We start from the raw sequence: 25,674 nt of genomic DNA on the forward strand, positions 1-25,674 counted from the left end.
GGTTAACATGTTTCGTCACTATTTACGCCGCACCGGATTCCAGCATCAACTGACCGTCATCGTCTCGGCCGCCATCCTGGTGCTGGCGTTGTTCTCGTCGTTCATGAACTCGTGGGAAGCGCGCTCGCGCATGCGCGAGCACTTCATCGGCCAGGGCCAGCGGGTGGCGGAGAACCTGGCGCGCCAGAGCACGCTGGCGCTGCTGTTCCACTCGCCCGAGAACGCGCGCGACGTGGTCAGCGCCACGCTCGCCTTCCCCGACGTGGTGGGCGTGCAGATCAGCGACGCGCGCCACAAGGTGCTGCTGTCGAAGGTGCAGGGCGGCGCCACCCTGGACGCAGCGGCCCAGCGCGGCACCAGCCTGGCCCACCCGGGCCTGGTCAGCGAGAACCAGGACGCGTGGCTGTTCGCCGCGCCCGTGTTCGGCGGCCAGGCCGAAGCCTCGCCGTTCGAGCTGCAGGAACGCCAGCCCCAATTGCTCGGCTACGTGCACGTGCAGTTCGGCAAGGACACGCTGCAGCACCTGACCTTGTCGCTATTGCTGGGCAACCTGGCCATCAGCCTGTCGTTCGCCGTGATCCTGCTGCTGCTGGTGCGCCTGCTCACGCGCCACATGATCAACCCGCTCAATGCCCTGTCCACGCTGATGCGGCGCGCCGAAGCGGGCGAATCGGGCATGCGCGCCAAGCCGGCCGGGCCGCGCGACCTGATCGAGATGGGCCAGGCCTTCAACAAGATGATGAACGTGCTCGAACAGCGCGAGGCCGAACTGATGGACTCGCGCGACGCGGCCGTCAACATGGCGCAAATGAAGGCGCAGTTCGCCGCCACCGTCAGCCACGAGGTGCGCACCCCGCTCAACGGCGTGGTCGGCATGCTCGACATGCTCAAGGAAATGCGGCTCAACCAGCGCCAGCAGGAATGCGTGGACGTGGCATGGAATTCCTCGCGTACGCTGATCGACCTGATCAACAACATCCTCGACTACTCGAAGATGGAAGCGGGCAAGCTGGCGCTGGAGGAAGTCGATTTCGACCTGCGCACGCTGCTCGAGGAAGTGGTGGAGCTGGTGGCCCGCCCGGCCCAGCAAAAAGGGGTGGAGATCGCCTACCTGCTGGACGCGGCCGTGCCGGCCCGCATCACGGGCGACGCGCTGCGGCTGCGCCAGATCCTCATCAACCTGCTGGGTAACGCCGTCAAGTTCACGGAGCACGGCGAAGTGGCGCTCAGCGTCACGCCGGCCGACGTGGGCGATGGCGCCGGCCTGCGCTTCGAAGTGCGCGACAGCGGCATCGGCATGAGCCAGGAAGTGCAGCGCCACCTGTTCGAATCGTATGTGCAGCCCGACCCGTCGACCACGCGCCGCTACGGCGGCACGGGCCTGGGCCTGGCCATCTGCAAGCAGCTGGTGGCCCTGCTGGGCGGCCAGATCGGCGTGACCAGCGTGCCCGGCGCCGGCACCACCTTCGTGTTTACCGTGCGCTGCCAGCCGGCCGCCGCGCAACCGGCCGCGCCGGCCGACGCCGCGCTGGCCGGCGTGCCCGTGCTGGTGGTCGATGGCAGCGAGCTGGTACGCACCTTCCTGCGCCAGGCGCTGGAACGGTACGGCGTGCGCTGCCAGGTCACCGCCTCGGGCGGCGCCGCCTTGAGCGAATTGAAGGCGGCGGCCGCCGCCGGCCAGCATTACCGCGCCGTGATCCTCGACATGGCCGCCACCGACGACGAAGGCGGCGACCTGGCCGGGCGCATCGAGGCCACCGGCCTGGGCGCGCAACTGCTGGTGCTGGACCGCTTCGGCCCGCCTGCCGGCGGCACCACCATCGGCGGCCACGCCACGCTGGGCAAGCCGCTGCGCCAGGAGCGCCTGCTGGCGGCGCTGCGCACCCTGCTGGCCGGCCGTCCCGCGCCGGAGCCGCAACAACTGAGCCACGCCGGCACGCCGCCGGCGCACCAGTTCCGCGTGCTGGTGGCCGAGGACAACCGCACCAACCAGATGGTGGCGGCCGGCATGCTGGCCATGAATGGCTGCGTGTGCGAATTCGCCGCCAACGGCCGCGAAGCCGTGCAGGCGGCCCAGCGCAGCCACTACGACCTGATCCTGATGGATTGCAGCATGCCGGAGATGGATGGCTACGAAGCGACGGCCCACATCCGGCTGGCCGAGGAAGCCCAGGGCCGGCGCACGCCGCTGGTGGCCATGACGGCCAACACCCAGCGTGGCGATGCCGAGAAATGCCTGGCCGCCGGCATGGACGACTACCTGGCCAAGCCCATCACGCTGATCGAATTGCGCCACAAGCTCGAAAAATGGCTGCCGCACGGCGCCGACCCGGCGCCCCACGCCAGTCCGGGCGCGCCACCGGGCGCCACCGGCGACGCCGAACGCGATCGCCACGCCGCCGCCGAACAGGCGCCCGCCAGCCCGGTCGACCGCGACGTGTTCGACAAGCTGCGCGACATCCTGGGCGCCACCCTGCCGCACGCCATCACCCCCTTCCTGGAAGACGCCCCCGCCAGCCTGGACGAGCTGGAACAGGCCGTCCATGGCGGCGACATCGAGACGGCCCGCGCCCGCGCCCATGCCCTCAAGGGCTCGTCGGGCAACCTGGGGGCGACGGAACTGGCGCAACTGGCGGCCCAGGCCGAACAACTGGCCATCGCCCACAAGGTGACCGAGATCGAACCGCTGCTGCCGCGACTGCGCGACAGCTACCAGCAGGTGGCCGAATTCCTGCACGCCCAGCTGGGCAGCGCCACGGCCGACGCCGCGCTGGGTGACGAAGACATGCCGCAAGTGCTGGTGGTGGACGATGACCGCAGCACGCGCAGCACGCTGCGCTACACCTTGCAGCGCGACGGCTTCCGGGTCGAGGAGGCGGCCGATGGCGCCCAGGCCCTGACCATGCTCAAGCGCTTCCAGCCCGACGTGATCCTGATGGACGCCGTGATGCCCGTGATGGATGGCTTCACGGCCTGCGCCCGGATGCAGGAGCTGCCCGGCGGCAGCGGCATTCCCGTGCTGATGATCACGGCCCTGCAGGATAACTCCTCGGTCGAGCGCGCGTTCGCGGCCGGCGCCAGCGACTACATCCCCAAGCCCATCCACTACGCCGTGCTGTCGCAGCGGGTGCGCCGCATCATCGAAGGCAACCGGGCCGAGAAACGCATCCGCCACCTGGCCTTCAACGATTTGCTGACGGGACTGCCCAACCGCACCCTGTTCTTCGACCTGCTGGGCCAGAGCATCGAGGCGGCCGGCGCGGCCGGCGGCCAGGTGGCCGTGCTGTTCATGGACCTGGACCGCTTCAAGTACGTCAACGACAACCTCGGCCACGACGTGGGCGACCGCCTGCTGCAGGCCGTGGCCCAGCGCGTGCGCCACAGCGTGCGCAACGTGGACACGGTGGCGCGCCTGGGCGGCGACGAATTCACCGTCGTGCTGAGCGACCTCGACGGCCCCGGCGCGGCCGCCGCCGCCGCCCACAACATCTGCCGCATGCTGGCCACCCCGTTCCAGATCGACGGCCACGACATCTTCGTCACCAGCAGCGTGGGCATCGCCATGTATCCGCACGACGGCGCCGACGTCGCCACGCTGGTCAAGCACGCCGACAGCGCCATGTACCGCGCCAAGAAGACCAACACCGGCTTCCAGTTCTACGAAGCGTCGATGGAACAATCGATCTCCGAGCATGTGCGCCTGGAGAGCGACCTGCGGCGCGCACTGGAACTGGAGCAGCTGGAAGTGTATTACCAGCCCCAGTCCAGCTTCGCCACCGGCCAGATCGTGGCCATGGAGGCGCTGGTGCGCTGGCACCACCCCACGCGCGGCATGGTGTCGCCGGCCGAGTTCATCCCGCTGGCCGAGGAGACGGGCATCATCAAGCCGCTCGGCGACTGGGTGCTGCGCACCGCCTGCGCCCAGCTCAAGGCCTGGCACAACGAGGGCTTGCCGCCGCTGCGGGTGGCCGTCAACCTGTCGGTGCGCCAGCTGCTGCAGAAGGACTTCTCGCGCGCGGTGGAAGCGGTGCTGGCCGACACCGGCCTGGCGCCGCACCTGCTGGAACTGGAGATCACGGAAAGCACCTTGATGGAAAACGCGCAGGACACGCTGACGGCGCTGCACCGTTTGCGCTCGCTGGGCGTGCGGCTGTCGATCGACGATTTCGGCACCGGCTACTCGTCGCTGTCCTACCTCAAGCGCTTCCCGGTCGACATCATCAAGATCGACCGCTCCTTCGTGCGCGACGTGCCGCAGGACGCGGACGACGCGGCCATCGTCACGGCCATCATCGCGCTGGCCCACAGCCTGCGGCTGGAAGTGGTGGCCGAAGGCGTGGAGACGGCGGCCCAGCTGCACTTCCTGCAGGCGCGCCATTGCGACCTGCTGCAAGGCTACCACCTGAGTCCGGCCATCCCGGCGGCCCAGTTCGCCGACCTGGTCCGCCAGCACGAGGCGGGCGCCGTGCGGGCCTGACGGCGGCGCGCACGGGCCGGCCCAGCGTCAGCACTGGGCCCAGTATCGCTCCAGGTTGGCCAGGCCCCAGGCGCCGGGGTCTTCACGCGACGCCACCGCCTCCGTGTCGGGCAGCAGCGACAAGTCCACCACCTGGGGCGGCAGATAGGTCATCGACTTGGTGGAAAACAGCACTTTGACGACCGGACGCAGCAGGGACTTGCTGATGTCGACCACCACCGCCAGCCGCCCCGACGTCAGTTTCAGCAAGGTGCCGATGGGGTAGATGCCCACGCATTTGACGAACGCCGTGAACAGGGTCGGATCGAAATGGCCTTCCTTGGTCCACTCCGCCATGCGGCGCAGCGATTCGGCCGGGCACCAGCCAGCCTTGTACGGCCGGTTCGAGGTGACCGCGTCGTACACGTCGCATACGGCGCCCATCCGGGCGTACAGGCTGATCGCGTCGCCGCTCAACCTGGATGGATAGCCGCTGCCATCGTATTTTTCATGGTGGTGCAGGCATACGTCGAGCACGGTGCACGACATCCCGCCCACCGCCGCCAGCATCTCGTAGCCGGCCCGCGGGTGCGTGCGCACGCTGCTGAACTCCTCGTCGGTCAGCCGTCCGGGCTTGTTCAGTATGGCCGGCGCGATCGCCATCTTGCCGATATCGTGCAGCAGGCCGGCCTCGCCGCACGCCTGCACTTCCTGCTCCGACAAGCCTAGCTGCCTGGCCAGCGCGATCATCATCGCGCACACGGCCACCGAGTGCATATAGGTATAGTCGTCCGAGGTTTTCAGGCGCGACAGCGCCACCAGCGCTTGCGGATTGCGCATCACCGACGCGGCGATCTCCTCCACCAGCGCGCTCGCGCCCTCCACCCCACTGACCTGCCCCATGCGCGCCTCGCTGAACATCGAGCTGACCGCCAGCTTGGATTTGGCGATCACCTGGGCGGCACGGTCGAATTCCTGCGCGATCGCACCCGGGACGACGTCCAGCGCGCGTGCGGGCGCGGGCGCGCGGGCGGGCGCCACCGGCGGCGCGGGGGCAGCATCCGCGGCCAGGTCGTCGCCGCGCGCCGTGTCGATGATGATGTCGCGCACGCCGCTGGCCTGCACGCGCAAGCGCAGCTGCTCTGAGCTGACAAGAAACGATTTCGTCCAGAACGGGATATCGAGCCACGAGCCGCACATCTCATGGATGTACATGCCTGTTCGTATTTTCTCGACGGATATCTTCCGCAACATCTTGCCTCCTCGGGTGCGTCGTCGGGGGCGGGGCGACCCCGGTTTGCGTGCACCTCCAACGCCCCGGCGCATCGATTTTAATCGCAAAAATGCTTTATTTGTTAAATTTGATTGCGAAAATTTGCGATAACCAGTTAACAAAATCAAAAACATTGCCCTACGAACAATGATGAATTTGACGGACGGCATCGCTTCAGCGCCGAATTAGTTGCAATCTCGCCACAGATGCCCGCATGCTGCAGCGCACTATGAAAATCCGGTTTTTTTCAAAGTTCAACTAGAATAATTCTCCTAAATTCTCACAGAATGTCACAAATCCTTTGTTTTTACGCTATCATTGCGCCCTGGAATCTTTCGTTACTTCTAAACAAATGTAGTTGCTGTATCGCTATTTCATGTCGGCTCATCCGGATAGCCGATATCGCCTATTCAGAGGAGCTTTACATGTTTGACGCAGTTGAGTTTGAGCAACACAAAGCTGTCCCCGCCGCCCGCGCCCTCCCCGCCTCCCCCCTGCGCGCCACCGACACCATGGACATGGCCGACCTGCTGGTGGCCTACCTGGAACAACTGGAAATCGATTATGTGTTCGGCATTCCCGGCGGCGCCATCGAGCCGCTGTACAACGCGATCGCCCGCAACCAAAGGCGCGGCGGCCGATTGAGCCACATCGTAGCGCGCCACGAGGCCGGCGCCGCCTTCATGGCCGACGGCTACGCGCGCGAGACCGGCAAGATCGGCGTGTGCGTGGCCACCTCCGGCCCCGGCGCCACCAACCTGATCACGGCCGTGGCCACCTCCTACGCCAATGGCGTGCCCATGCTGGTGATCACCGGCCAGCCCGCCCTGCCCTCGTTCGGCAAGCACACCTTGCAGGAATCGACCTGCACCGGCATCGACGTGATGGGCATGCTGCGCCCCTGCACACGTTACAATTCGCTGGTCTCGCATCCGCTGCAATTGGAGTGGAAATTGCTTACCGCACTGCAGCATGCGACCCGTGCGCCGCGCGGTCCCGTGCACCTGAGCGTGCCGGTGGACGTGTTCCGCGCACCCAGCATGCAAAGCGCGCCGGCCTATGACCTGCCCTCGCTGCTGCGGCCGTCCGCGCTGGTCGACAGCCAGGCCGTGGAAACCCTGCGCACCATGATGGCCGCCTGCCGCAACGTGGTGCTGCTGATCGGCGGCGACTGCGGCGACGCCATCCACCCCATCCTGCAATTCGCGGCCCAAAAGGGCGCCACCTTCGTCACCACCCCCGACGGCAAGGGCCTGGTCAGTCCCCAGCACCCGCTGTACCGCGGCGTGTTCGGTTTCGCCGGCCACGCCTCGGCCGAGGCGGCGCTGCGCGATCCGTCCGTCGACCTGATCCTGGCCGTGGGCGCCAGCATGGGCGAATGGAACACAGGCGGCTGGAATGACAGCCTGCTCAACGAACGCCTGGTCCACATCGACGAATCGGAGGAGCACCTGGCCCGCACGCCGATGGCGCGCTTCCACATGCGCGGCAACCTGCGGTCCATCTTCAATTGCCTGGTCGAGCGCATCCATGCCCACCGCCAGCAGGCCGACGTGGCCGTGGAGCGGCGCCTGGCGGCGCGCGAACTGGCCGCGCTGACGTGGGACCCGGAATCGCTGCTGGCCGCGCCGCAGGCGTTCCACAGCGAGGCCACCCCCATCAAGCCGCAGCGGCTGATGTACGACCTGGGCCGGCTGTTCCCGCCCACTACCCGCTATTTGGCCGACGCCGGCAACAGCGTGGCCTGGGCCACCCACTACCTGCAGCCGCGCGATCGCCGCATGGCCGAAGGCGGGCGCGCCAGCCAGCCAGGCCAGGGCCAGGACCTGCGCGCCACCCATGGCGGCTGGCTGCGCCTGACCACCCACTTCGCCCCCATGGCCTGGGCCATCGGCGCGGCCGTGGGCACGGCGGCCGGCAACCAGAACGCGCCCGTGGTGTGCATCACGGGCGACGGCAGCATGCTGATGAGCGGCCAGGAGATCTCGGTGGCCGTGGCCGAACAACTGTGCGTGGTGTTCGTGGTGCTGAACGACCGCGCGCTGGGCATGGTCAAGCACGGCCAGCGCCTGGGCGGGGCCGAGCAGATCGGCTACGCGCTGCCGCCGACCGACTTCGCCATGCTGGCCCGCGCGCTGGGTGGGCGCGCCCATACCATCCACTCGCCGGCGGACCTGGCGGCGCTCGACATCAAGGCCATCTGCAACTACCCCGGCCCCACGCTGCTGGACGTGCACATCGATCCGGAGGAAGTGCCGCCGATGAACAGCCGCCTGCGCGTGCTGCAGGAAGGGGTGTAAGCGATGGGCAAGGCGGAACACTATCTGCACGCCCCTGCGGCGCACGGCATGGCGGCGCACGGCAAGCTGGCCGGCAAGGTGGCCCTGATCACGGGCGGCACCAGCGGCATCGGCCTGGCCAGCGCCCGGCTGTTCCAGGCCCACGGCGCGCAACTGGCCATCACGGGCCGCAGTCCCGACGCCCTGCGCCAGGCTGGCGCCGCGCTCGACGGCCAGGCGCTGGTGCTGCGCAGCGACGCGGCCAGCCTGGAGCAGATCGACGCCGTGATGGCGGCCGTCAAGCAACGCTATGGCCGGCTGGACGTGTTGTTCATCAACGCCGGCGTGGCCAGTCCCGCGCCCATCGAGCAGGTGGACGAAGCCAGCTTCGACAACCAGATCGGCGTCAACCTGAAAGGCGTGTTCTTCACCATACAAAAGGCGCTGCCCCTGTTCGACGGGCCGGCCAGCGTGATCGTCACCACCTCCATCACCAACCGGCTGGGTTCACCGAACTTCAGCGTGTACGGCGCGGCCAAGGCCGCCCTGCGCTCGCTGGTCAAGTCGCTGGGCCTGGAGTTGATCGCTCGCGGCATCCGCGTCAACGCCATCAGCCCCGGTCCGATCGACACGCCCATGTTCGACCGCCTGGGCCTGCCCGACGCGGTGGCGGCCGCCAAGAAGCAGGCCATCGCGGCCAAGTCGCCCAGCGGCCGCTTCGGCAGCGCCGACGAGGTGGCCAAGGCCGCCCTGTTCCTGGCCAGCGCCGACGCCTCCTACATGGTGGGCGAGGAGATCGTCGTCGATGGAGGCATGAGCCTGTTATGACCGCGCGCGCGCCCCGGCCCGACGCGGCCGACCTGATCCACACCCGCATCTGGCACGAGACGCCGGAGCCGGACAATCCCTTCGCCACCCGTGTCGCGCTATGCCGCGGCTATGACGTGTTCGGCCAGCTGGTGGGCCGCGCGCGCTGGGTGGACATGCTGTACCTGCTGCTGCGCGATGAACCGCCGGCGCCCTCGGCGCTGGCGATGCTCGAAGCGCTGGCCGTGGCGCTGGCCAACCCCGGCCCGCGCGACGCCGCCGTGCACGCGGCCATGTGCGGCGCCGTCGGCGGCTCCACGGCCGCCGCCAGCCTGATCGCCGCGCTGTCGGTGGGCGCCGGCCGCCACGGCGGCGCGCGCGACGTATATGACGCCATGCTGCTGTGGCAAACCTGCGGTCCCGACCTGGCCGCGTGGCGGCGCCACCAGGCCGCGCTGGCCGACGCCCCGATCGACCCGTGGCCGCCCAGCGCACGCCTGCCCGGCTTCGACCCGCACGGCACGTCCACCCCGACCGTGGTGCGCCAGTTGCTGGCCACCCTCGTCACGCTGGGCGGCGACAACGGCCATGGCTACACGGGCTGGCTGCTGCAACAGCTCGATCATCTGCCCGCGCTGGCCGGCCTGCCGCTGGCCATCAGCGGCGTGGCCGCCGCCGCCCTGTGCGACCTGGGCCTGACGCCGGACGAGGGCGAGATGCTGTACCTGCTGCTGCGCCTGCCCGGCGCGGCGGCCCACGCGCTGGAACAGCAGCACGGCGGCTTCAAGCGTTTCCCCTTCTATCCGGTGCACCTTGGCACCCGGGACCACAGCAGCGGGGAGGCGCCATGACGGGCCCCGACCTGCTGCGCCGGCACGCCGGCCGGCTCGACACCGAGGTGGGCGCCTGCTATCCCGGCAGCCACGCCATCTTCCGTGGCCACGACCTGCACCGCGACCTGCGCGCGCTGGACTGGGTCGACCTGTACGTGTTCGGCATCACGGGCCGGCGCCTCGCCCCGGCCCAGGTGGCCATGCTGCATGCGATCTGGGTCTGCACCAGCTATCCCGACGCGCGCCTGTGGAACAACCGGGTGGCGGCACTGGCCGGCAGCGCCCGCAGCAGCGCCAACCTGGGCATCGTGGCCGCGCTGGCCCTGTCGGAGGCCACCGTGTACGGCGGCCAGGCCGGGATGCGCGCCATCGCCTTCCTGCAGGCGACGCGCCAGGCCGTCGAGGACGGCGCGGCGCTGGCGCCGCTGGTGCTGGCCGAGGCCCGCGCGCGGCGCGTGTACGGCTATGGCCGCCCCATCCACGCCACGGATGAAAGGTTGCCGTGGATCATGGAACTGGCCCGCGAACACGGGCTGGACGGCGGTGCGCACGTGCAACTGGCGTTCGACGTGGAAAAAGTGTTGCTTCCGCACTACCCACAGTTGCGTATGAACTACGCCGCGCTGCATGCGGCCCTGATCGCCGACATGGGCCTGTCAGCGCGCGAATACCAGCTGCTGCGCATCCCGACTTTCCTCGCGGGCATGCCGCCTTGCTTGGTGGAAGCGGCGGAAAAGCCCGAAGGCGTACTGTTCGCCACCCCCTGCGAGGGCGTCGCCTACGCGGGCCTGGCGCGCCGCGACTGGCCCGGCGCCGGCAATTGACGGTGCATATTTTGAACATTTGCCGTCAGGTGCACGCTACAATGCAAAAAATCATCACCACAGGAGACACGATTTTGAAGTCGTCGCATGCGTACCGTTTCTGCCTGGCAGCCGCCCTGACCGTTCCCGTTGCCCTGGCCCACGCCCAACCATCGAGCGAGGAAGAGGAATTGACGCTGGTGTACGGTGACAACGACAGCGTCAGTATCGCCACCGGCAACGTGCAGGCCCTGCGCCGCGCGCCATCCGTGGCCTCGGTGATCACGGCGGCCGACATCGCCGCCATGGGCGCGACCGACCTGGACCAGGTACTGGAGACGGTGCCCGGCATCCATGTGGCCCGCAGCGCCAACAATTATTCGCCCCTGTACGTGGTGCGCGGCATTTTCAGCGCCTACCTGCCGCAACTGCTCGTGATGCAAAATGGCGTGCCCATCACCACCATTTACCAGGGCAACAAGGGCAACCTGTGGGGCGGCTATCCCATCGAACACATCGCCCGCATCGAAATCATCCGCGGCCCCGGCTCGGCCCTGTACGGTTCGGACGCCTTCTCCGGCGTCATCAACATCATCACCAAGGGCCCGGCCGAAACCCAGGGCACGGAACTGGGCGCGCGCGTGGGCGCCTTCCATACGTATGACGGCTGGGTGCAGCACGGCGGCAAGGCCGGCCCGATGGACGTGGCCGCCTATGTGCGCGTGGGCCAGACCGATGGCTTCAAGAGCATCATCGACGCCGACGCCCAGACCCGCAACGACCACATCTTCGGCACCCACGCCAGCTACGCGCCGGGGCCGGTCAACGTGGGCAACAAGGCCGTGGACGCCAACCTGGAACTGGGCCTGGACAAGTGGAAGGCCCGTTTCGGCTACAAGCTGCGCGACGACCTGGGCACGGGCGCCGGCATCGCCTCCGCGCTCGACCCCGTGGGCAAGCAAAAGAGTGAACGCATCACCACCGGCCTGAGCTGGGCCGATCCCCAGTTCCGCCCCGACTGGGGCCTGGGCGCCAGCGTCAACACGCTGCAGTACATGCAGCAGATTCCCGTCGACTTCCAGCTGCTGCCGCCGGGCACGGTGCTGCCCACCGGCGCCTTCCCCAACGGCATGCTGGGCGGGCCGGACACGACCGAACGCCAGGTACGCCTGGCCGCCTACGCCGACTACAGCGGCATCGAGGGCCACCGTGTGCGCCTGGGCGCCGGCCACGACGACCTGAATATGTACCACACCCACGAGACGCGCAATTTCACCTACGCGGCCAACGGTACGCCGATCCCGCTGCCGGCCGTGGTCGATTTTTCCGACACCAACCCGTTCATCTTCCCGCAGCACCGCCGGCTCGACTACCTGTACCTGCAGGATGAATGGAACTTCGCCAAGGACTGGAACCTGACGGCCGGCGTGCGCCATGACCGCTATTCGGATTTCGGCGGCACCACCAATCCCCGCCTGGCGCTGGTGTGGGACGCCAGCTTCGACCTGACGGCCAAGCTGCTGTATGGCCGCGCGTTCCGCGCGCCCTCGTTCAACGAAAGCTACAGCATCACCAATCCCGTCGCGCTGGGCAACCCCAACCTGCGGCCGGAAACGAACGGCACGGCCGAGGCGTCGCTGGCCTGGCAGGCGCGCGCCGACGCCCAGGTCAACGCCACCTTCTACCGCTACGACATGCGCAACATCATCCGCACGGTCCCCAACGCGGTGGCCGGCACGGGCGCCACCTACGCCAACACGGGCGACCAGACGGGCCACGGGCTGGAACTGGAATCGAGCTGGACGGTGAACCGCGACTTGCGCCTGCTGGGTAACTATGCGTGGCAGAAATCGATCGACGTGGCCACCGGCCGCGACGCCGGCTATGCGCCCCATCACCACCTGTTCGGCCGGGCCGACTGGCAAGTGGCCGGCGCCTACCTGCTCAGCACCCAGCTGAACTGGGTGGCGGACCGCCATCGCGCCCCCGGCGACGCGCGCGCCCCCATCGCCGACTACCAGACCGTGGACTTGAGCCTGTCCACCCGCCATGGCCGCGAACAGTGGAACTTCACGGCCACCGTGCGCAACCTGTTCAACGCCGACGTGCGCGAACCGAGCCTGGCGCCCGGTTTGTCGCTGCCGCACGACTTGCCGATGGCGCCGCGCGCGCTGTCGCTGCAGGCCGTCTACAAGCTGTAAGCGATCCGGGGTGGCGCCTGCCGCCCCGGCCGCGCGTCCGGCCCCGGGCCTGTCCGTTTCAGGACCGGTTTCCCGGTATCAGCCACCAACCCAGTTCCTGCCGCACCCGTTCCAGCGCCGGCGGCGGGGTCGGCCCGGCGCGCCGCCGCTCCAGCGGGTCCCGGACCGCCGGTTTCGGCGGCGGCGTGCTCTGTGTTGGTCGCTGGTTCATGATCGCCTCGCTCGCGCTAGATCACTCGCTGATACTGTACAGTACAATCATGCGCGCCGTCGCACGCCACCGGCACGACGAACAACAAGCCCGCCACCGGCCAATGCACGGCTTTGCTGACTTTTCGCATGAAAGCGCCAGTGCAAGCCGCTGTTGGCCGCCTTGCCCCGCCCATCCTCCCGCCCCGCCCTGGCACTGTTACAATTTCGCCATGGTCTGGCACCTGAAGTCAATCCGCGCGCCAAAACTGATTGTGTCCAAAACAATTGGACAGTAGGATTGATGATTTCAAGGCAATAATAGTTACTCTGGTACAAATACCACCGTTTGTCGCCCGCCGGCACGCGGTGACAGTCGCCGCCCGGCCGGCGCTGAAAGGAGCAACATGAGCGCGTCCCCCCCGTCCTCGCCCGACCATCCCGGCCCCGAGCGCGTGCGCCGGCTGCGGCACGGCTCCGGCGCGCTGCGCCTGCAGGTCGCCCTGTTCTTGCTGGTATCGCTGGCCGCGCTATGGAGTTTCACGCTGTACGCGCTGGACCGGCGCGAGCAGCTCGACACGGCCAGCGCCGAGGTGGAAATGCGGGCGCTAGCCCAGGCTTACGCGGAGAATTCGCTGTCGACCATCAAGCGCATCGACCTGATCCTGCTGGACCTGGCGCACACCTGGACCCTGCGCCCGGCCGAATTCCAGGCCGAGATCAGCCGCCACCAGCAAGACCTGGACGACGTGGCGCTGCAGGTGGCCGTGGCGGACAGGGATGGCCTGATGGTGTACTCCTCGATCCAGCGCCCCCTGGAGCGCGTCAGCCTGGCCGACCGCGAGCATTTCAAGGTGCACCAGCAAGGGCAGGCGAGCCGCCTGTTCATCAGCAAGCCCGTGCTGGGGCGGGTGTCGGGCAAGTGGTCGCTGCAGTTCACCCGCCCGCTGCTGCGCGACGGCCGCTTCGACGGCATCATCATCATTTCCGTGCCCCCGGAACTGTTCAGCCGCTTCTACGACACGCTGTCCATGGGCCGCCAGGGCGTGGTGCTGATGGTGCGCGACAGCGCGGAAATCATGGCGCGCGCGCCCGACTGGCGCGCCTACATGGGGCGCAGCCTGCCCACGGCCCCCTACCTGGCGCCGGGGGCGCCGCCGCAGGGCAATTTCCAGCGCGTGGCATTGCTCGACGGCGTGCCGCGCCTGTATGGCTACCGCAAGCTGCCCCAGTACCAGCTCACTTTCGTGGCCGCTCTGCCGCAGGATGAAATCCTGGCCGGCTTCCAGCGCCAGCGCCAGGCCACCTTCGCCACCATCACGGCCATGTCGCTGCTGCTGGTGGCCATGGGCTGGCTGATCCTGCGCAGCGTGCGCGCGCGCGACCGGGCCGAACGGGCCCTGCGCGACGCCAACCGCGAACTGTCGCTGGCCGGCAGCGTGTTCCGCCACACGATGGATGCCGTGATGGTGACGGAGATGGATGGCACCATCGTCTCCGTCAACCCGGCTTTCACGGCCATCACCGGCTACGAGGCGGCCGAAGTGGTGGGCCACACGCCGCGGCTGCTGCGCTCGGGGCGCCACGACGCCGACTTCTACCGCGCCATGTTCGCGCAACTGGGCAGCACCGGCCACTGGCGCGGCGAAATCTGGAACCGGCGCAAGGATGGCCAGTCCTACCTGGAGTGGATCAGCATCTCGCTGGTGCGCGATGAGCGCGCCAAGCCGCTGCGCTACGTGAGCGTGTCCAACGACGTGACCGAATTGCGGGCCGGCGACGAGCACCTGCGCCACCTGGCCTTCCACGACCCGCTCACGGGCCTGCCCAACCGCGCCCTGCTGCTCGACCGCATCGGCCAGGGCATCAGCGTGGCGCAACGGGACGGGCGCGGCATGGGGGTGATGTTCATCGACCTGGACCGATTCAAGCCCATCAACGACACCCTGGGCCACGACGTGGGCGACCAGTTGCTGCAGCAGGTGGCCCAGCGCCTGAGCCACGCCGTGCGCCATTCGGACACGGTGGCCCGCATCGGCGGCGACGAATTCGTGATCCTGCTGGAACAGGTGGATGACGGCATCACCTACGTCAACCTGGCCGAGAAGGTGCTCTCAAGCCTGAGCCGGCCCATGGTGCTGGGCCCGCACACGCTGGAAGTGGGCGCCTCGATCGGTATCGCCAGCTATCCCGGCGACGGCGAGGAGGCGGCCAGCCTGCTCAAACACGCGGATGCGGCCATGTATGTGTCCAAGGCCAGCGGCCGCGGCGCCTACCACTTCTACCATCCGGGCATGACGGCGCCGTCGGCGCGGCGCGAACCACCGGCCACGTCCTGAGCGGCGGCCGTCAGCCGGCCGCGCCGTCCACCCTGGCGCTGCTCAGGTAAGGCGCGTACACGATCACGTAGGCCACGAAGGCCGCCGTCCAGCAGCCCGCGCTCAACAACAGCGCGCCATCGCGCAGGCCATCGGTGGCCAGCGCGGCGGCCACGCGGAGCAGCGCGCCGGCCTGGATCAGCGCGAACATCGCGAACTCGGCGCGCCCCGCCTTGAGCGGCCGGCCCGTGTGGCCCAGCGTGGTGCGGGTGATCATGCCGATGATCAGGCCCGTCATGGAGCCCACCGTCAGCGCGTGGAAGGCGGCGCTGGAGGGCACCCAGCCCAGCGCGGCGCCGGCCAGCAGGAAGCAGCCCACGCCGATCCAGGCGTACGACAGGTGCAGCACCCACAGCAGCGGCACATGCCATACCTTGTGCGGCTGCCAGCCGGCCAGGCGCACCAGCACCAGCGCACCGGCGGCCAGCGCCAGCGGCGCCGTCAGCCAGCCGGGCAAGCCAGCCACCCAGGCCAGGCCGGTGGCAGCCAGCAGGCCCAGCGATACCTGGTCGCGCTTGGGGCGCACCACGGGATCGGTGCCGGGCGCGCCGTTGCGGGTGAACATGGGCAGCACGCGGGTGCCGACGGCCGATTCCATCACCACCACCACCAGGATGGCGGCGCGCACGGGCACGGCCTGGGCCAGCGCCAGCACGCCCAGCGTGGCCAGGTGGTACAGGCCGTTGGCCACGGCCAGCAGCGACAGCAGGCCGACCAGGAAGTAGTTGCGCTTGTTGTTCGACTGGCGCATCACGCGCCACAGCGGCCAGGTGGCCAGCGGCAGGAACAGGCAGTCGACCACGGCCGCGACCGGCGCGGGCGCGAACAGCATGGCCAGCCGGCCGGCCAGCCACAGCGCGGCCAGCGCCGCCAGGTGGCCGCGCACCGGGGTCCACAGGCCGGTCCAGTTGCGCGCGGCCGTAAACAGGAAGCCGATCACCACGGCCGTCACCATGCCAAACACCATCTCGTGCATGTGCCAGCCCATGTCGATATGGGCTGCGTGCAGCCAGCCGGCATACTGGGCGATCCACAGCGGGATGCTGAGCGCGGCGAACAGCGCGGCCAGCAGGTAGAACGGGCGGAAGCCCAGCCGCCACAGCGGATGGGCCATGTGCCACGGCGCCGGCGTGCTGGCCGGCAGGGGTTCGTCGATGTGTAACAGGCTCATGATGATCACTCACTGATGCTAAGGTTGCGGGCCACCAGGCGCGCCGTCAGTCTTCGGAATTCCAGGTTGGTCCACCCATTGTGTGTGCGGGCGCAAACCTTGTGAAGACAGCGGGCGCAAGCGGATGATATGCATCAAGGAAAACAAATTTACCGGCCGCACCGCCCGTTTGCGTATCGACGCGGCGCCCCGGTTCCCTTACGCTACAACTTCCCGACGCCGCCACGATCAGCCACATCGTCCGCGACGTCCCCTGATTTCTTAAGAAGGAAGTTCGCCATGCAAAACGCTACTTTGAAAATCGACGGCATGAACGGTGAAGCTTGCGCCGACCTCGTCACGCTCGTGCTCAACAACATCACCGGCGTCAGCGACGTGCGCGTATCGCTGCTCAACAGCCAGGCCAGCCTCAAGTACGACGAGCGCCACACGTCCGAGCCTTACCTGATCAACAGCCTGGCCCGCGCCGGCTACACGGCCCGCTCCGGCGCCCAGGCGGAAAAAGCCGGCGGTTGCTGCGGCGGCTGCTGCGGCGGTTGATCGCTTCGGGCGGGGCCCACGCTCCGCCCCCTTCCCATCCGCCTGTCCGCAGTGTCGTCCCGGCGCCTACGCGCCGCAAACCCTGATCAGCGCTCGCCGCCGGCGCCCAGCAAACGGTGCTCGACGGCGAACACGGCAGCCTGCACCCGGCTGCTGAGCTTCAGCTTCTTCAACACATTCTGCACGTGGATCTTGACCGTGCTTTCGGCCAGGTCCAGCGAGCGGGCGATCAGCTTGTTGCTCTCGCCGCGCGCCAGGCAGGCCAGGATTTCCTTTTCGCGCGGCGTGAGCTTGTCGATCTCGGACGCCACCGGCGCCTCGGTGCCGCCATGGAGCTGGGCCACCAGCTTGGCCGTCATGGCCTCGGCCACCACCGTCTCGCCGGCCGCCGCGCGGCGGATGGCGCGCGTCAGGTATTCAGCATCGATATTTTTCAGCAGGTAGCCCGAGGCGCCAGCCTTGAGCGCCACCGACAGGTCGTGCGCATCCTCGGACACGGTCAGCATCACGACGGCGCTGTCCGGGCAGTCCTGCAACAGCAACTGCAGCGTTTCCACGCCCGACATGCCCGGCATGTTCAAGTCCAGCAGGATCACCTGGGGCTTGAGCTGCTGGGCCCGCTTGATACCCTCCACCCCGTCCGCCGCCTCGCCCACCACGGCAAATTCCGGATTGCGCTGCAGCAGCAGCCGTATGCCGCTGCGAAACAGGGTGTGATCGTCGACCAGCAGGACGGTGATCGGGTTGCTGCTTGCTTCCATTGTGGCTATGCCTCTCTCTGTTTGAATGATGGCGGGCCGCGCTCAGGCGGCGCGCCGTTGCTGGCGCGGCAGGCGCAGCGTGACGGTGGTGCCGCCGCCGACCACGGAGCTGACGGCCAGCTGGGCGTGGATGCGCTGCGCGCGCTCGCGCATGATGTGAATGCCGACGTGGCTCTCGCCCTTGCCCGGCAGCGTTTCCGTGTCGAAGCCGGCGCCGTTGTCGCTGATGCTGAGCACGAAGTCATACTGGTCCTGCAAGCGCACTTCGACCCGGCTGGCCATGGCGTGCTTGCGCACATTCGACAGCGCCTCCTGCACGATGAACAACAATTGTAGCTGCTGCTCGCGGGGGAATGGCGCACCGTCGCTGTCGGCGATCAGCACGGCCTCGATGCCGCTCTGGCGCTGGAACTTGTCGATGGTCGTCTCCAGCGACGCCACCAGGTTGCCCTGCTCGAGGCGGGTGCGGAAATTGTGCAGCAGTTCGCGCACATCCTGGTAGCTTTCCTCCACGCCCGTGCGCAACAGCGGCACGATCTCGGCGACGTCCTCGAACTGCTTGGCCTGCACCGACTGGTCCAGCATCTGCACTTGCAGGTTGAGGAAGTTCAGGCCTTGCGCGATGCTGTCGTGCAGGCCCTGGGCCACCAGGTTGCGCTCCTCGGAAATGGCCATCTCACGCTCGCGCGCGGCCAGGCGCTGGTTCTCGATGGCCGTGCCCAGCAACTGGCCCAGCGTCTCGAGCAACGCTGTCTCGCGCTGGTTGAACGAGACGGGCTTGCGGAAGTGCAGGTTGAAAAAGCCCAGGTGCTGGCGCTGCGCGTAGATGTGGAACACGGAGACGGTGATGAATCCTTCGCGGTGGCATTGCAAGGTATGGCTGTCGTCGATGCGGCGCAAGTCATGCACCACGGCGATCTTCTTGGCCACGGCCTCACCGCACAGGCAGTCCCCCACCTTCAGGCAGTGCTCGGTCGCCACCAGCTGGTCGGAGATGCCGTGGTGGACCAGCATGTGCAGGTTGCCACGGATGGGATCGAGCACGCGCACGGAGCCGCCATCAGCGTGGAAATAGGCGCTGATGCGCTTCATGAAACCGTCGCACAGCGATTCGGCCGGCTGCGGCTGCTGCAGGAAGGCGGCGCTGTCGTACAGCAGCGCCAGCTCGCGGTTCTGGTCTTCCAGCGCCGCCGTCTTGGTCTTGACCAGCTGTTCCAGGTTGCCGTACAAGCCTTGCAGCTTGTCGGCCATCAGGTTGAAGCCTTGCGCCAGCTGGCCGAACTCGTCCTGCGTGTCGACCGCCAGGCGCACCTCGAAATCCTGCTCGCGCATGCGGTCCATGCCCTCCTGCAGGCTGGTGACGGGGTTCACGATCAGGTTGAACATCAGGTAGATGATACTGACCGTGCCCACCATGGCCAGCCCCAGCAGCAGCAACTGCGAGGCGCGCAACCAGAACGTGCGCTGCTCGCTGTCCTGCTCGATCAATTGCACCAGACCGTTGACCTGCACCACGAACCGTTCGGCCTCGGTGTGGAAATGACGCGCATCGGCCGCGCGCACATCGTCGCGCGCCAGCAAGGCCAGCGCGGCCGGCTGCACCGTGTCGTGCCAGCGCTGGTTGACGGTGGTGAAGGCGTCGCGGATGGTGGCCGATGGCGGCAGGAACAGCGGCCGTTGCGGATCGCCCTGGCGCAGCTGCTGCAAGGTCTGCTCGATGGCGGCCAGCTGGTAGCGCGCCTCGTCGCGCGCGGCGGCGCGGCCCTCGGTGTCCGTCAATTCGCCCACCACGAAACTGAGCCGGTAGCTATTCATGCGCAAGCTGCCGGTCACGTTGATGGCGGCGGCGCTGCCTTCGAGCTGCCAGGACAGGAACAGCGTGGAGCCGATCACCATCAGCGCCACGGCCAGGAAGCTGAGCAGCACGCCGACGATCTTGGTCGACAGTTTCTGCCAGGCGGCCGGCAGGTGCGGGGTGCCCATTATCGTTGTCCTTCGCGCGCGCACGGCCAAGCGCCCGGTACGCGATGCGCCCGGGCCCGGCCCTGGTCCACTGTTTGTTTCATTCCGTCTCCTCGATTGGCGGCGCCACCTTGGCGGCGCGCTGGCCGCGCGCCACGCTCTGCCCAGCAAAGTATACACGCGCCTTGTTGTTTCGTTATCGTCCGTCCGCCCTCCTCAGCCACCCGTCTGCGACATGAAGCGGATGATCTTTTCCGGCTGCCGGCCAAAATCATGCTGCTGCGGCTTCAGTTCGATGGCGTCGCGGATCGCCTGTTCCAGCTCGGCGTCGCTGGCGCCGCCCCGCAGCAGCGGGCGCAGCTCGAATTTCTCCTCCTGGCCCAGGCACAGGTACAAGGTGCCGTCAACGGCCAGCCGCACCCGGTTGCACGTGGCGCAGAAATGCTGCGACATGGGCGTGATGAAGCCGATGCTGCTGCGCCCGTCCGGCGTGGCCAGGTAGCGCGCCGGGCCACCGCCCAGCTCCAGCGCCTGCGGCACCAGACCGAATTTCTCGCGCAAATGGCGCTGCACCGTGTCCAGCCCCAGGTAAGAGGCATCCTTGCCGGTGGCGCCCATGGGCATCACCTCGATCAGGCGCAGCACGAAGGCGTGTTCGATGCAGAACTCCACCATGGCGTCGATTTCCTGGTCGTTCACGCCGCGCATGGCCACCATGTTGATCTTGATGGGCGCGAAGCCCACTTCCTTGGCCGCCTGCAGGCCCGCCAGGATCTGCGGCAGGCTGTCGCGGCCCGTGATGCGGGCCATGCAGTCGCGGTCCAGCGAATCGAGGCTGACGTTGATGCGGCTGATGCCGGCCGCCTTCAGCGCGCCCGCATGGCGCGCCAGCTGGGTGGCATTGGTCGACAGCGACAAGTCCTGCAAGCCCGGCAACGCCGACAACCGGCTGGCCAGCTGGGGCAGGTGGCGCCGCATCAGCGGCTCGCCACCCGTCAGGCGTACCCGGCGCGTGCCCAGGCGCGCGAACGTGGCGATCACCCGTTCCAGCTCATCAAAGCTCAGCCAGTCGGGCGGGTCCTCGAAATCCTTGAAATCCTTGGGCATGCAGTACGTGCAGCGCAGATCGCAACGGTCCGTCACGGAGACGCGCAGGTAGTCGATGGACCGACCAAAGCGGTCGCTTAACATCGCAAGCTCCTGTTCATAGTCAATGGCCAAATTGTAGCGGGCCACCGTGGGTTTGCCGATGGCCATGACGACTTAGACGCCCTAGTCCATAAGCACTAGACAAATTTACTTTGAATCAATTTTTAGGAATTTCCCTATTGCAATATGTTATCTAATAATATAGAGTCCGCGGGTGCCGGCGCACCACACCGAGAAGCTGGCCGTCCCCGCCCCATCCCGTACGACTTCAGGAGCACCGTTTGACCACGTCCGCCAACACCAGCTGGATTTCCACCCTCACCGACGGCGGCGTGCGCGCCGACCTGGCCAGCCTGGCGGCCGACGGCACGCTCAGCTACGCCGACGCGCTGCGGATCCTGACCGACACGGCGCGCGACGGCGCCTTCACGGCCGCCGAATTCCAGGACTTGCAGACGGTGGCGCGCCACATGAACGACGGCGTGGCCGCGTCCAGCTATGTGGCCGACATCTTCATCCAGCTGGTGCAGGGCAATCCGGCCAACGTCAGCTGGCATGGCGGCGCCAACACGGCCAGCCCGCTGGGCGACCTGAGCGCCACCAGCAGCGTCAGCCAGCTCAACGAATTGATCGCCAAGTGGTTCCTCGGCACCGACCTGCCCGATCCGACGCTGCAGGAAATCAACCAGCGTGGCGGCGTCCAGCCCACCTACACCATGCTCAACGGCCCGCTGTACGGCGCCACGGGCGCCGCCGCCACGGTCGACGTGGCCCAGGGCGCCGTGGGCGACTGCGTGGTGTGCGCCAACATGATCGAGATGGTCAACAACCACCCCGAGCTGCTCAAGTCGATGATCGTCGACAACGGCAATGGCAGCTATGGGGTGCGCTTCTACCTGGACGGCAACGAAGTATGGGTCACGGTCGACGATGAATTTCCCGTCAACAGCGCCGGGGCCATGGTGTACGCCCATAACGGCGTGGGACAGGACCAGGCGCTGTGGGTGCCGCTGCTGGAGAAGGCGTACGCCCAGTTGAGCGAGACGGGCCAGGTGGGACATCCATCCGTGAACGGCTACCAGAATATCGACGGCAACTCGACCAGCATCGTGCTGCCGGCCATGGTCAACACCAGCGTCACCTACTACCGCACCACGGACAGCGACTGGGCCAGCCGCAAGGCCACCTTCATCCAGGCGCTGGCCGAGCACCGGGACGTGGTGCTGGAGACGGCCGCCGGCGCGCCCGACACGCACGACGGCGCGGGCATGACGCAACTGGTGGGCGAGCACGCGTTCGCCGTGCTGGGATACGACACGGCCAGCGGCAACTTCATCGTGCGCAACCCGTGGGGCGACAATTACGCCCACCAGAGCTGGAGCGCCCAGTTCGAGGTGTCAATGGAGCAGATGGCGGCCGAAGGCGGCGCCGTCGCCGTGGCCGCCGGCAGCGCGATGACGGTGATCCAGCCCGCCGCCGCCAGCTTCACGCTGGCCCTGTCGTCCACGGTCGCGGTGGCGCCCCTGTTCTCCGTCTTCAACCCGGACGCCCTGGCCGTCAGCCGCTACCTGTTCCACGCGGCCGGCAGCGGCCAGCTGCTCCTGAACGGTGCGGCCAACCTGGCCACGCCCGAACAGCAAGCGGCCGGCGACGTGGTGATCGCTGCCGCCGACCTGGCCAGGCTGCAATTGGCGGCGCCCGCGCTCGATGGCCAGGCCACCCTGTCCGTCCGGGCCCTGCTGGGCCAGCAGTGGAGCGGCGCCACCGATATCGGCTGGACCTTCAACGGCACCAGCGCCAGCACCATCGTGCTGCCGCATGCCCACAACAGCGTGGCCGCTGGCGCCAGCGTGGCCGTGGCCAGCCTGTTCCAGCTGGACGGTAGCGGCGCCGGCAATACCTTCTATGAAGTGATCCTGCCATCCGGCGCCGGCGGCGCGCTGGAACTGAACGGCGCGCGCAACCTGTGGAACGGCGCCGCTCCAGGCGAATATGAATTCACGGCGGCCGACATGGCGCGCGTGACCTACCGCGCCCCGGTCACCGCCGGCACCGGGAAGCTGCAGGTGAACGCCTGGCAAGGCAAGGGCTGGGGCACGACCCAGGACGTCGCCATCGACGTGGGCCTGCAAAGCGTGGCGCAGGCGCTGCAGAACTACGCCAACGGCCAGTTCGCCGCCATCACGGCCGTCGCCGACAGCGCCAACCACGTATTCGGACAGCTCGACGGCCTGCGCACGCTGCTGCGCGGCGGCTGGCTGGCCACCATCGAGATCACCGACGCGACGGCCCAGCCCCAGACCATCACGGGCGCCCAATACGGCCAGTACCAGGGCGTACTGGCCGCCTTGCAAGGCAATTGGCGCATCAACGTGACGGACGCGTCGGCCGACGCGGCCGCCGCCCTGGCCGCCGCCCCGGCCGGGCAACTGGGCACGGTCAGCTTCCATGGCAGTGCTGCCAGCGTGGCGGCCAACCTGGACGCCTTGCAGGCGCTGGCCGCGGCCGGCAAGGCCACCAGCATCACGCTGACCGATGGCGGCACGCCCGCCATCGTCATCACCAGCGCCCAACTGGCCGCCGACGGCGACGCCTTGCGCCTGCTCGGCGGCGCCTGCCACGTGACGCTGCGCGACGACCTGGCCGCCGTGCTGGCAGCCGACGCCGGGCCGGCGGGCACCGAGGCGCTGGTCTACAACATCACCGACAGCGCCGCCCACGTCGGCGCCGGGCTGGACGCGCTGCAGCAACTGGCCGCCGCCGGCAAGCTGGGCACCGTCACGCTGACCGATGGCGGCACGCCCGCTCTGACTGTCAGCGCGCAGCAATTGCGGGCGGACGCCACGGCACTGTCCAGGCTGGCCGGCGCCTTGACACTGTCCGTCACCGAGGCCAGCGTGGCCGACGCGACGGCGCTGTCCGCCAGCCATGCGAACGCCAGCTTCGCCGTCAGCGACAGCGCGGCCAAGGTGGCGAGCCAGCTGGACGCGCTGCAAACGCTGGCCTCGCAGGGCAAGCTGGCCAGCGTGGCGCTGACCGATAGCGACACGCCGGTGCTGCAGCTGACGTCCGCCCAGCTGGTGGCCGACGCCGCGCTGCTGCGCGCCATCAGCACCCCGTACACGGTCAGCGTGCCTGGCGTGAGCGATGGCGTGGCCCGCTTCGTGATCCAGCAGGACGGCGGCGCGCGCGCCGCCGGCGCCCTGATGCAGCCGGTGGCCGACGGCGTCACCCTGCCGCGCACGGGCAATGTCGTGGTGGGCTTGCAGAACGCCAGCCTGGGCGACGGCTATCATGCCGTGGTGCTGGAGGCGGCGCGCGACCACTACGCGCTGCGCAGCGACGCCACGGGCAAGCTGGAGATCGAGAACGTGGCCGCCGGCGACGCCGACTTCGGCAAGCACGTGACCATCACGGGCGCGGACTACGTGTTGTTCAACGGCGCGGCCGCCACCGACACCGGCTTTTATCCCGACATGTATTTCGTCGTCAACGGCCACAACGCGGCCGTGGCCGAACTGTACATGGCGGCACTGGGGCGCCTGCCCCGGCTGACGGGCCTGGAATTCTGGGAGAACCAGCTGGCCGCCGGCGCTTCCCTGGCCGACATCGCGGCCGGCTTCATCGGCTCGGCCGAATTCACCAGCCGCTACCCGGCCGCCGCCACCCCGTCCGACCATGGCGGCGCGGGCGACCTGGCGTTCGTCAACGCCCTGTACCAGAACGTGCTGCACCGCGCGCCCAAGGCGGCCGGGCTGGCGTTCTGGGTCAACGACCTGGCCCATGGCGACAGCCGCGCCAACGTGCTGGTGGCCTTCGCCGTCAGCCCCGAGGACGAGGCCAACACCCACGCCGCACCGGGCCACGCCAACGGCTGGCTGATCGACAGCGCCAAGGGCGGCTACGCCGACCAGGGCCTGCTGCTGGACGCGGCCACCGTGCTGCGCCAGGGCCTGGCCAATGGCTACCTCAATACCGGCTTGATCGATGCCGCCACCATTGGCGCCGGCGTCACGCAGGGCGGCGAAACGCTGGCCGGCGGCACGCTGACGCTGGGCGCCACGCTGGCGCCGCAAAGCGTCGTGCTGTCCGCCACGGTCAACCACGCCATCGTCAACGGTGGCGGCCACCAGATATACAGCAGCGGCAACGCGGTGGTGGCGCTCCATGGTGCCGGCACTGGCGTGCACGCGGCCGCCGGCGACCAGCTCGACCTGCTGGGCGGCAGCGACACCACCATCACCGGCTTCGTGCCGGGCAGTGGCGCTACGCTGCACCTGGCCGCCGGCGCCCCAACGCTGGTCGATGCCAGCGCCGTGCGCGTAGCCGGCACGGCGCTCACCTTCGACGCCAGCCATGGCAATGTAATCCAGGTGGGCAGTCTCGGTGACGGGTCGGCTGCCGCCACCGCCGCCGCCATCAACCGCGCCTACGCCGTGGCGGGCACGCTGAACGAGCATGCCACCTTCATCGGCCAGGACGCTGGCGGCAATACGCAAGCGTGGCTGTTTGGTGCAGGCGGCGGCGCGGCCGACCATAACGGCAACCACCTGGCCGATGCCAGCGAACTGGTGCACCTGGCCACGCTGGTTGGCGTTCCCACCGCCCAGATCGGCGTCGCCGACCTGGCCTGACGGACAACGCCAGGAACGGAACTGTAGGAACAGTTGGGAACAGTTGGGGTCAGGTCCGGCATTGTGCCAAATGGCGCAATGCCGGACCTGAACATCCCGCCCGGATTTTCCAATGCTTTTTGGTTCGAAGCCAGGTAAGCGATACTCGCGTTGACCGTGCAGCATGGACCACAGTACTCGGCATAGCTGCCGTCCCAAGGCGCGTACAGCCTGGTTGTGGGCTTTGCCTTCGCTACGT

At 68.2% G+C, this 25,674-nt stretch carries 14 protein-coding genes; 9 read left to right on the forward strand and 5 right to left on the reverse strand.

What is annotated here, in order from left to right:
- Positions 1 to 7 precede the first annotated feature (7 nt).
- Complete coding sequence (locus tag H3H36_RS03210) at positions 8 to 4,477, forward strand: EAL domain-containing protein (protein WP_182213886.1); 4,470 nt, start codon at positions 8 to 10, stop codon at positions 4,475 to 4,477.
- Between the two features lie 27 nt (positions 4,478 to 4,504).
- Here the strand turns inward: H3H36_RS03210 and H3H36_RS03215 are convergent, their stop codons facing one another.
- On the reverse strand, positions 4,505 to 5,710 hold the full coding sequence (locus tag H3H36_RS03215) for an HD-GYP domain-containing protein (RefSeq protein WP_182213888.1): 1,206 nt from the start codon (positions 5,708 to 5,710) through the stop codon (positions 4,505 to 4,507).
- A gap of 444 nt (positions 5,711 to 6,154) precedes the next feature.
- On the opposite strand from H3H36_RS03215, the gene H3H36_RS03220 reads away from it, so the two are divergent.
- The 6 genes from H3H36_RS03220 to H3H36_RS03245 all read left to right on the forward strand — a co-directional run bounded on the left by H3H36_RS03220 (position 6,155) and on the right by H3H36_RS03245 (position 15,180).
- Positions 6,155 to 8,029, forward strand: coding sequence for a thiamine pyrophosphate-binding protein (locus H3H36_RS03220; RefSeq protein ID WP_229219678.1), 1,875 nt, complete (start codon positions 6,155 to 6,157; stop codon positions 8,027 to 8,029).
- A gap of 3 nt (positions 8,030 to 8,032) precedes the next feature.
- Positions 8,033 to 8,836 (forward strand): SDR family oxidoreductase, encoded by an 804-nt coding sequence (locus H3H36_RS03225; RefSeq protein ID WP_229219679.1) that lies wholly within the window; start codon positions 8,033 to 8,035, stop codon positions 8,834 to 8,836.
- Positions 8,833 to 9,666, forward strand: a complete 834-nt coding sequence (locus tag H3H36_RS03230) for a citrate synthase family protein (RefSeq protein ID WP_182213890.1) — start codon at positions 8,833 to 8,835, stop codon at positions 9,664 to 9,666. The genes H3H36_RS03225 and H3H36_RS03230 overlap by 4 nt, the downstream gene beginning before the upstream one ends.
- Positions 9,663 to 10,472 carry a citrate synthase family protein gene (locus tag H3H36_RS03235; RefSeq protein WP_182213892.1) on the forward strand — a complete coding sequence of 270 codons (810 nt, stop codon included), beginning with the start codon at positions 9,663 to 9,665 and terminating at the stop codon, positions 10,470 to 10,472. Before H3H36_RS03230 ends, H3H36_RS03235 begins: the two co-directional genes overlap by 4 nt.
- Before the next feature lie 74 nt (positions 10,473 to 10,546).
- Entirely contained in the window at positions 10,547 to 12,652 is a 2,106-nt protein-coding gene (locus tag H3H36_RS03240) for a TonB-dependent receptor plug domain-containing protein (RefSeq protein WP_182213895.1), read from the forward strand.
- Positions 12,653 to 13,248: 596 nt separating this feature from the next.
- Positions 13,249 to 15,180, forward strand: a complete 1,932-nt coding sequence (locus H3H36_RS03245; protein WP_220459594.1) for a sensor domain-containing diguanylate cyclase — start codon at positions 13,249 to 13,251, stop codon at positions 15,178 to 15,180.
- Between the two features lie 10 nt (positions 15,181 to 15,190).
- Here the strand turns inward: H3H36_RS03245 and H3H36_RS03250 are convergent, their stop codons facing one another.
- The gene (locus tag H3H36_RS03250) at positions 15,191 to 16,390 is read right to left on the reverse strand and encodes an NnrS family protein (RefSeq protein WP_182213897.1); all 1,200 of its coding nucleotides are present in this window, start codon (positions 16,388 to 16,390) and stop codon (positions 15,191 to 15,193) included.
- 279 nt (positions 16,391 to 16,669) lie between these two features.
- Here H3H36_RS03250 and H3H36_RS03255 point away from each other — a divergent pair, with 279 nt between their 5' ends.
- The gene (locus H3H36_RS03255; protein ID WP_182213898.1) at positions 16,670 to 16,930 is read left to right on the forward strand and encodes a heavy-metal-associated domain-containing protein; all 261 of its coding nucleotides are present in this window, start codon (positions 16,670 to 16,672) and stop codon (positions 16,928 to 16,930) included.
- 86 nt (positions 16,931 to 17,016) lie between these two features.
- On the opposite strand, the gene H3H36_RS03260 is transcribed toward H3H36_RS03255, so the two are convergent.
- The 3 genes from H3H36_RS03260 to moaA form a co-directional block, all read right to left on the reverse strand.
- On the reverse strand, positions 17,017 to 17,691 hold the full coding sequence (locus H3H36_RS03260) for a response regulator (protein ID WP_182213901.1): 675 nt from the start codon (positions 17,689 to 17,691) through the stop codon (positions 17,017 to 17,019).
- Positions 17,692 to 17,733: 42 nt separating this feature from the next.
- Positions 17,734 to 19,674, reverse strand: a complete 1,941-nt coding sequence (locus H3H36_RS03265) for a type IV pili methyl-accepting chemotaxis transducer N-terminal domain-containing protein (RefSeq protein ID WP_182213904.1) — start codon at positions 19,672 to 19,674, stop codon at positions 17,734 to 17,736.
- 195 nt (positions 19,675 to 19,869) lie between these two features.
- The gene (moaA, locus tag H3H36_RS03270; RefSeq protein WP_182213906.1) at positions 19,870 to 20,844 is read right to left on the reverse strand and encodes a GTP 3',8-cyclase MoaA; all 975 of its coding nucleotides are present in this window, start codon (positions 20,842 to 20,844) and stop codon (positions 19,870 to 19,872) included.
- Between the two features lie 239 nt (positions 20,845 to 21,083).
- Here moaA and H3H36_RS03275 point away from each other — a divergent pair, with 239 nt between their 5' ends.
- Entirely contained in the window at positions 21,084 to 25,436 is a 4,353-nt protein-coding gene (locus H3H36_RS03275) for a DUF4214 domain-containing protein (RefSeq protein ID WP_182213909.1), read from the forward strand.
- The last annotated feature ends 238 nt before the right edge of the window (positions 25,437 to 25,674 follow it).

The organism is Rugamonas fusca (genome assembly GCF_014042365.1).
GTDB lineage: Bacteria > Pseudomonadota > Gammaproteobacteria > Burkholderiales > Burkholderiaceae_D > Rugamonas > Rugamonas fusca.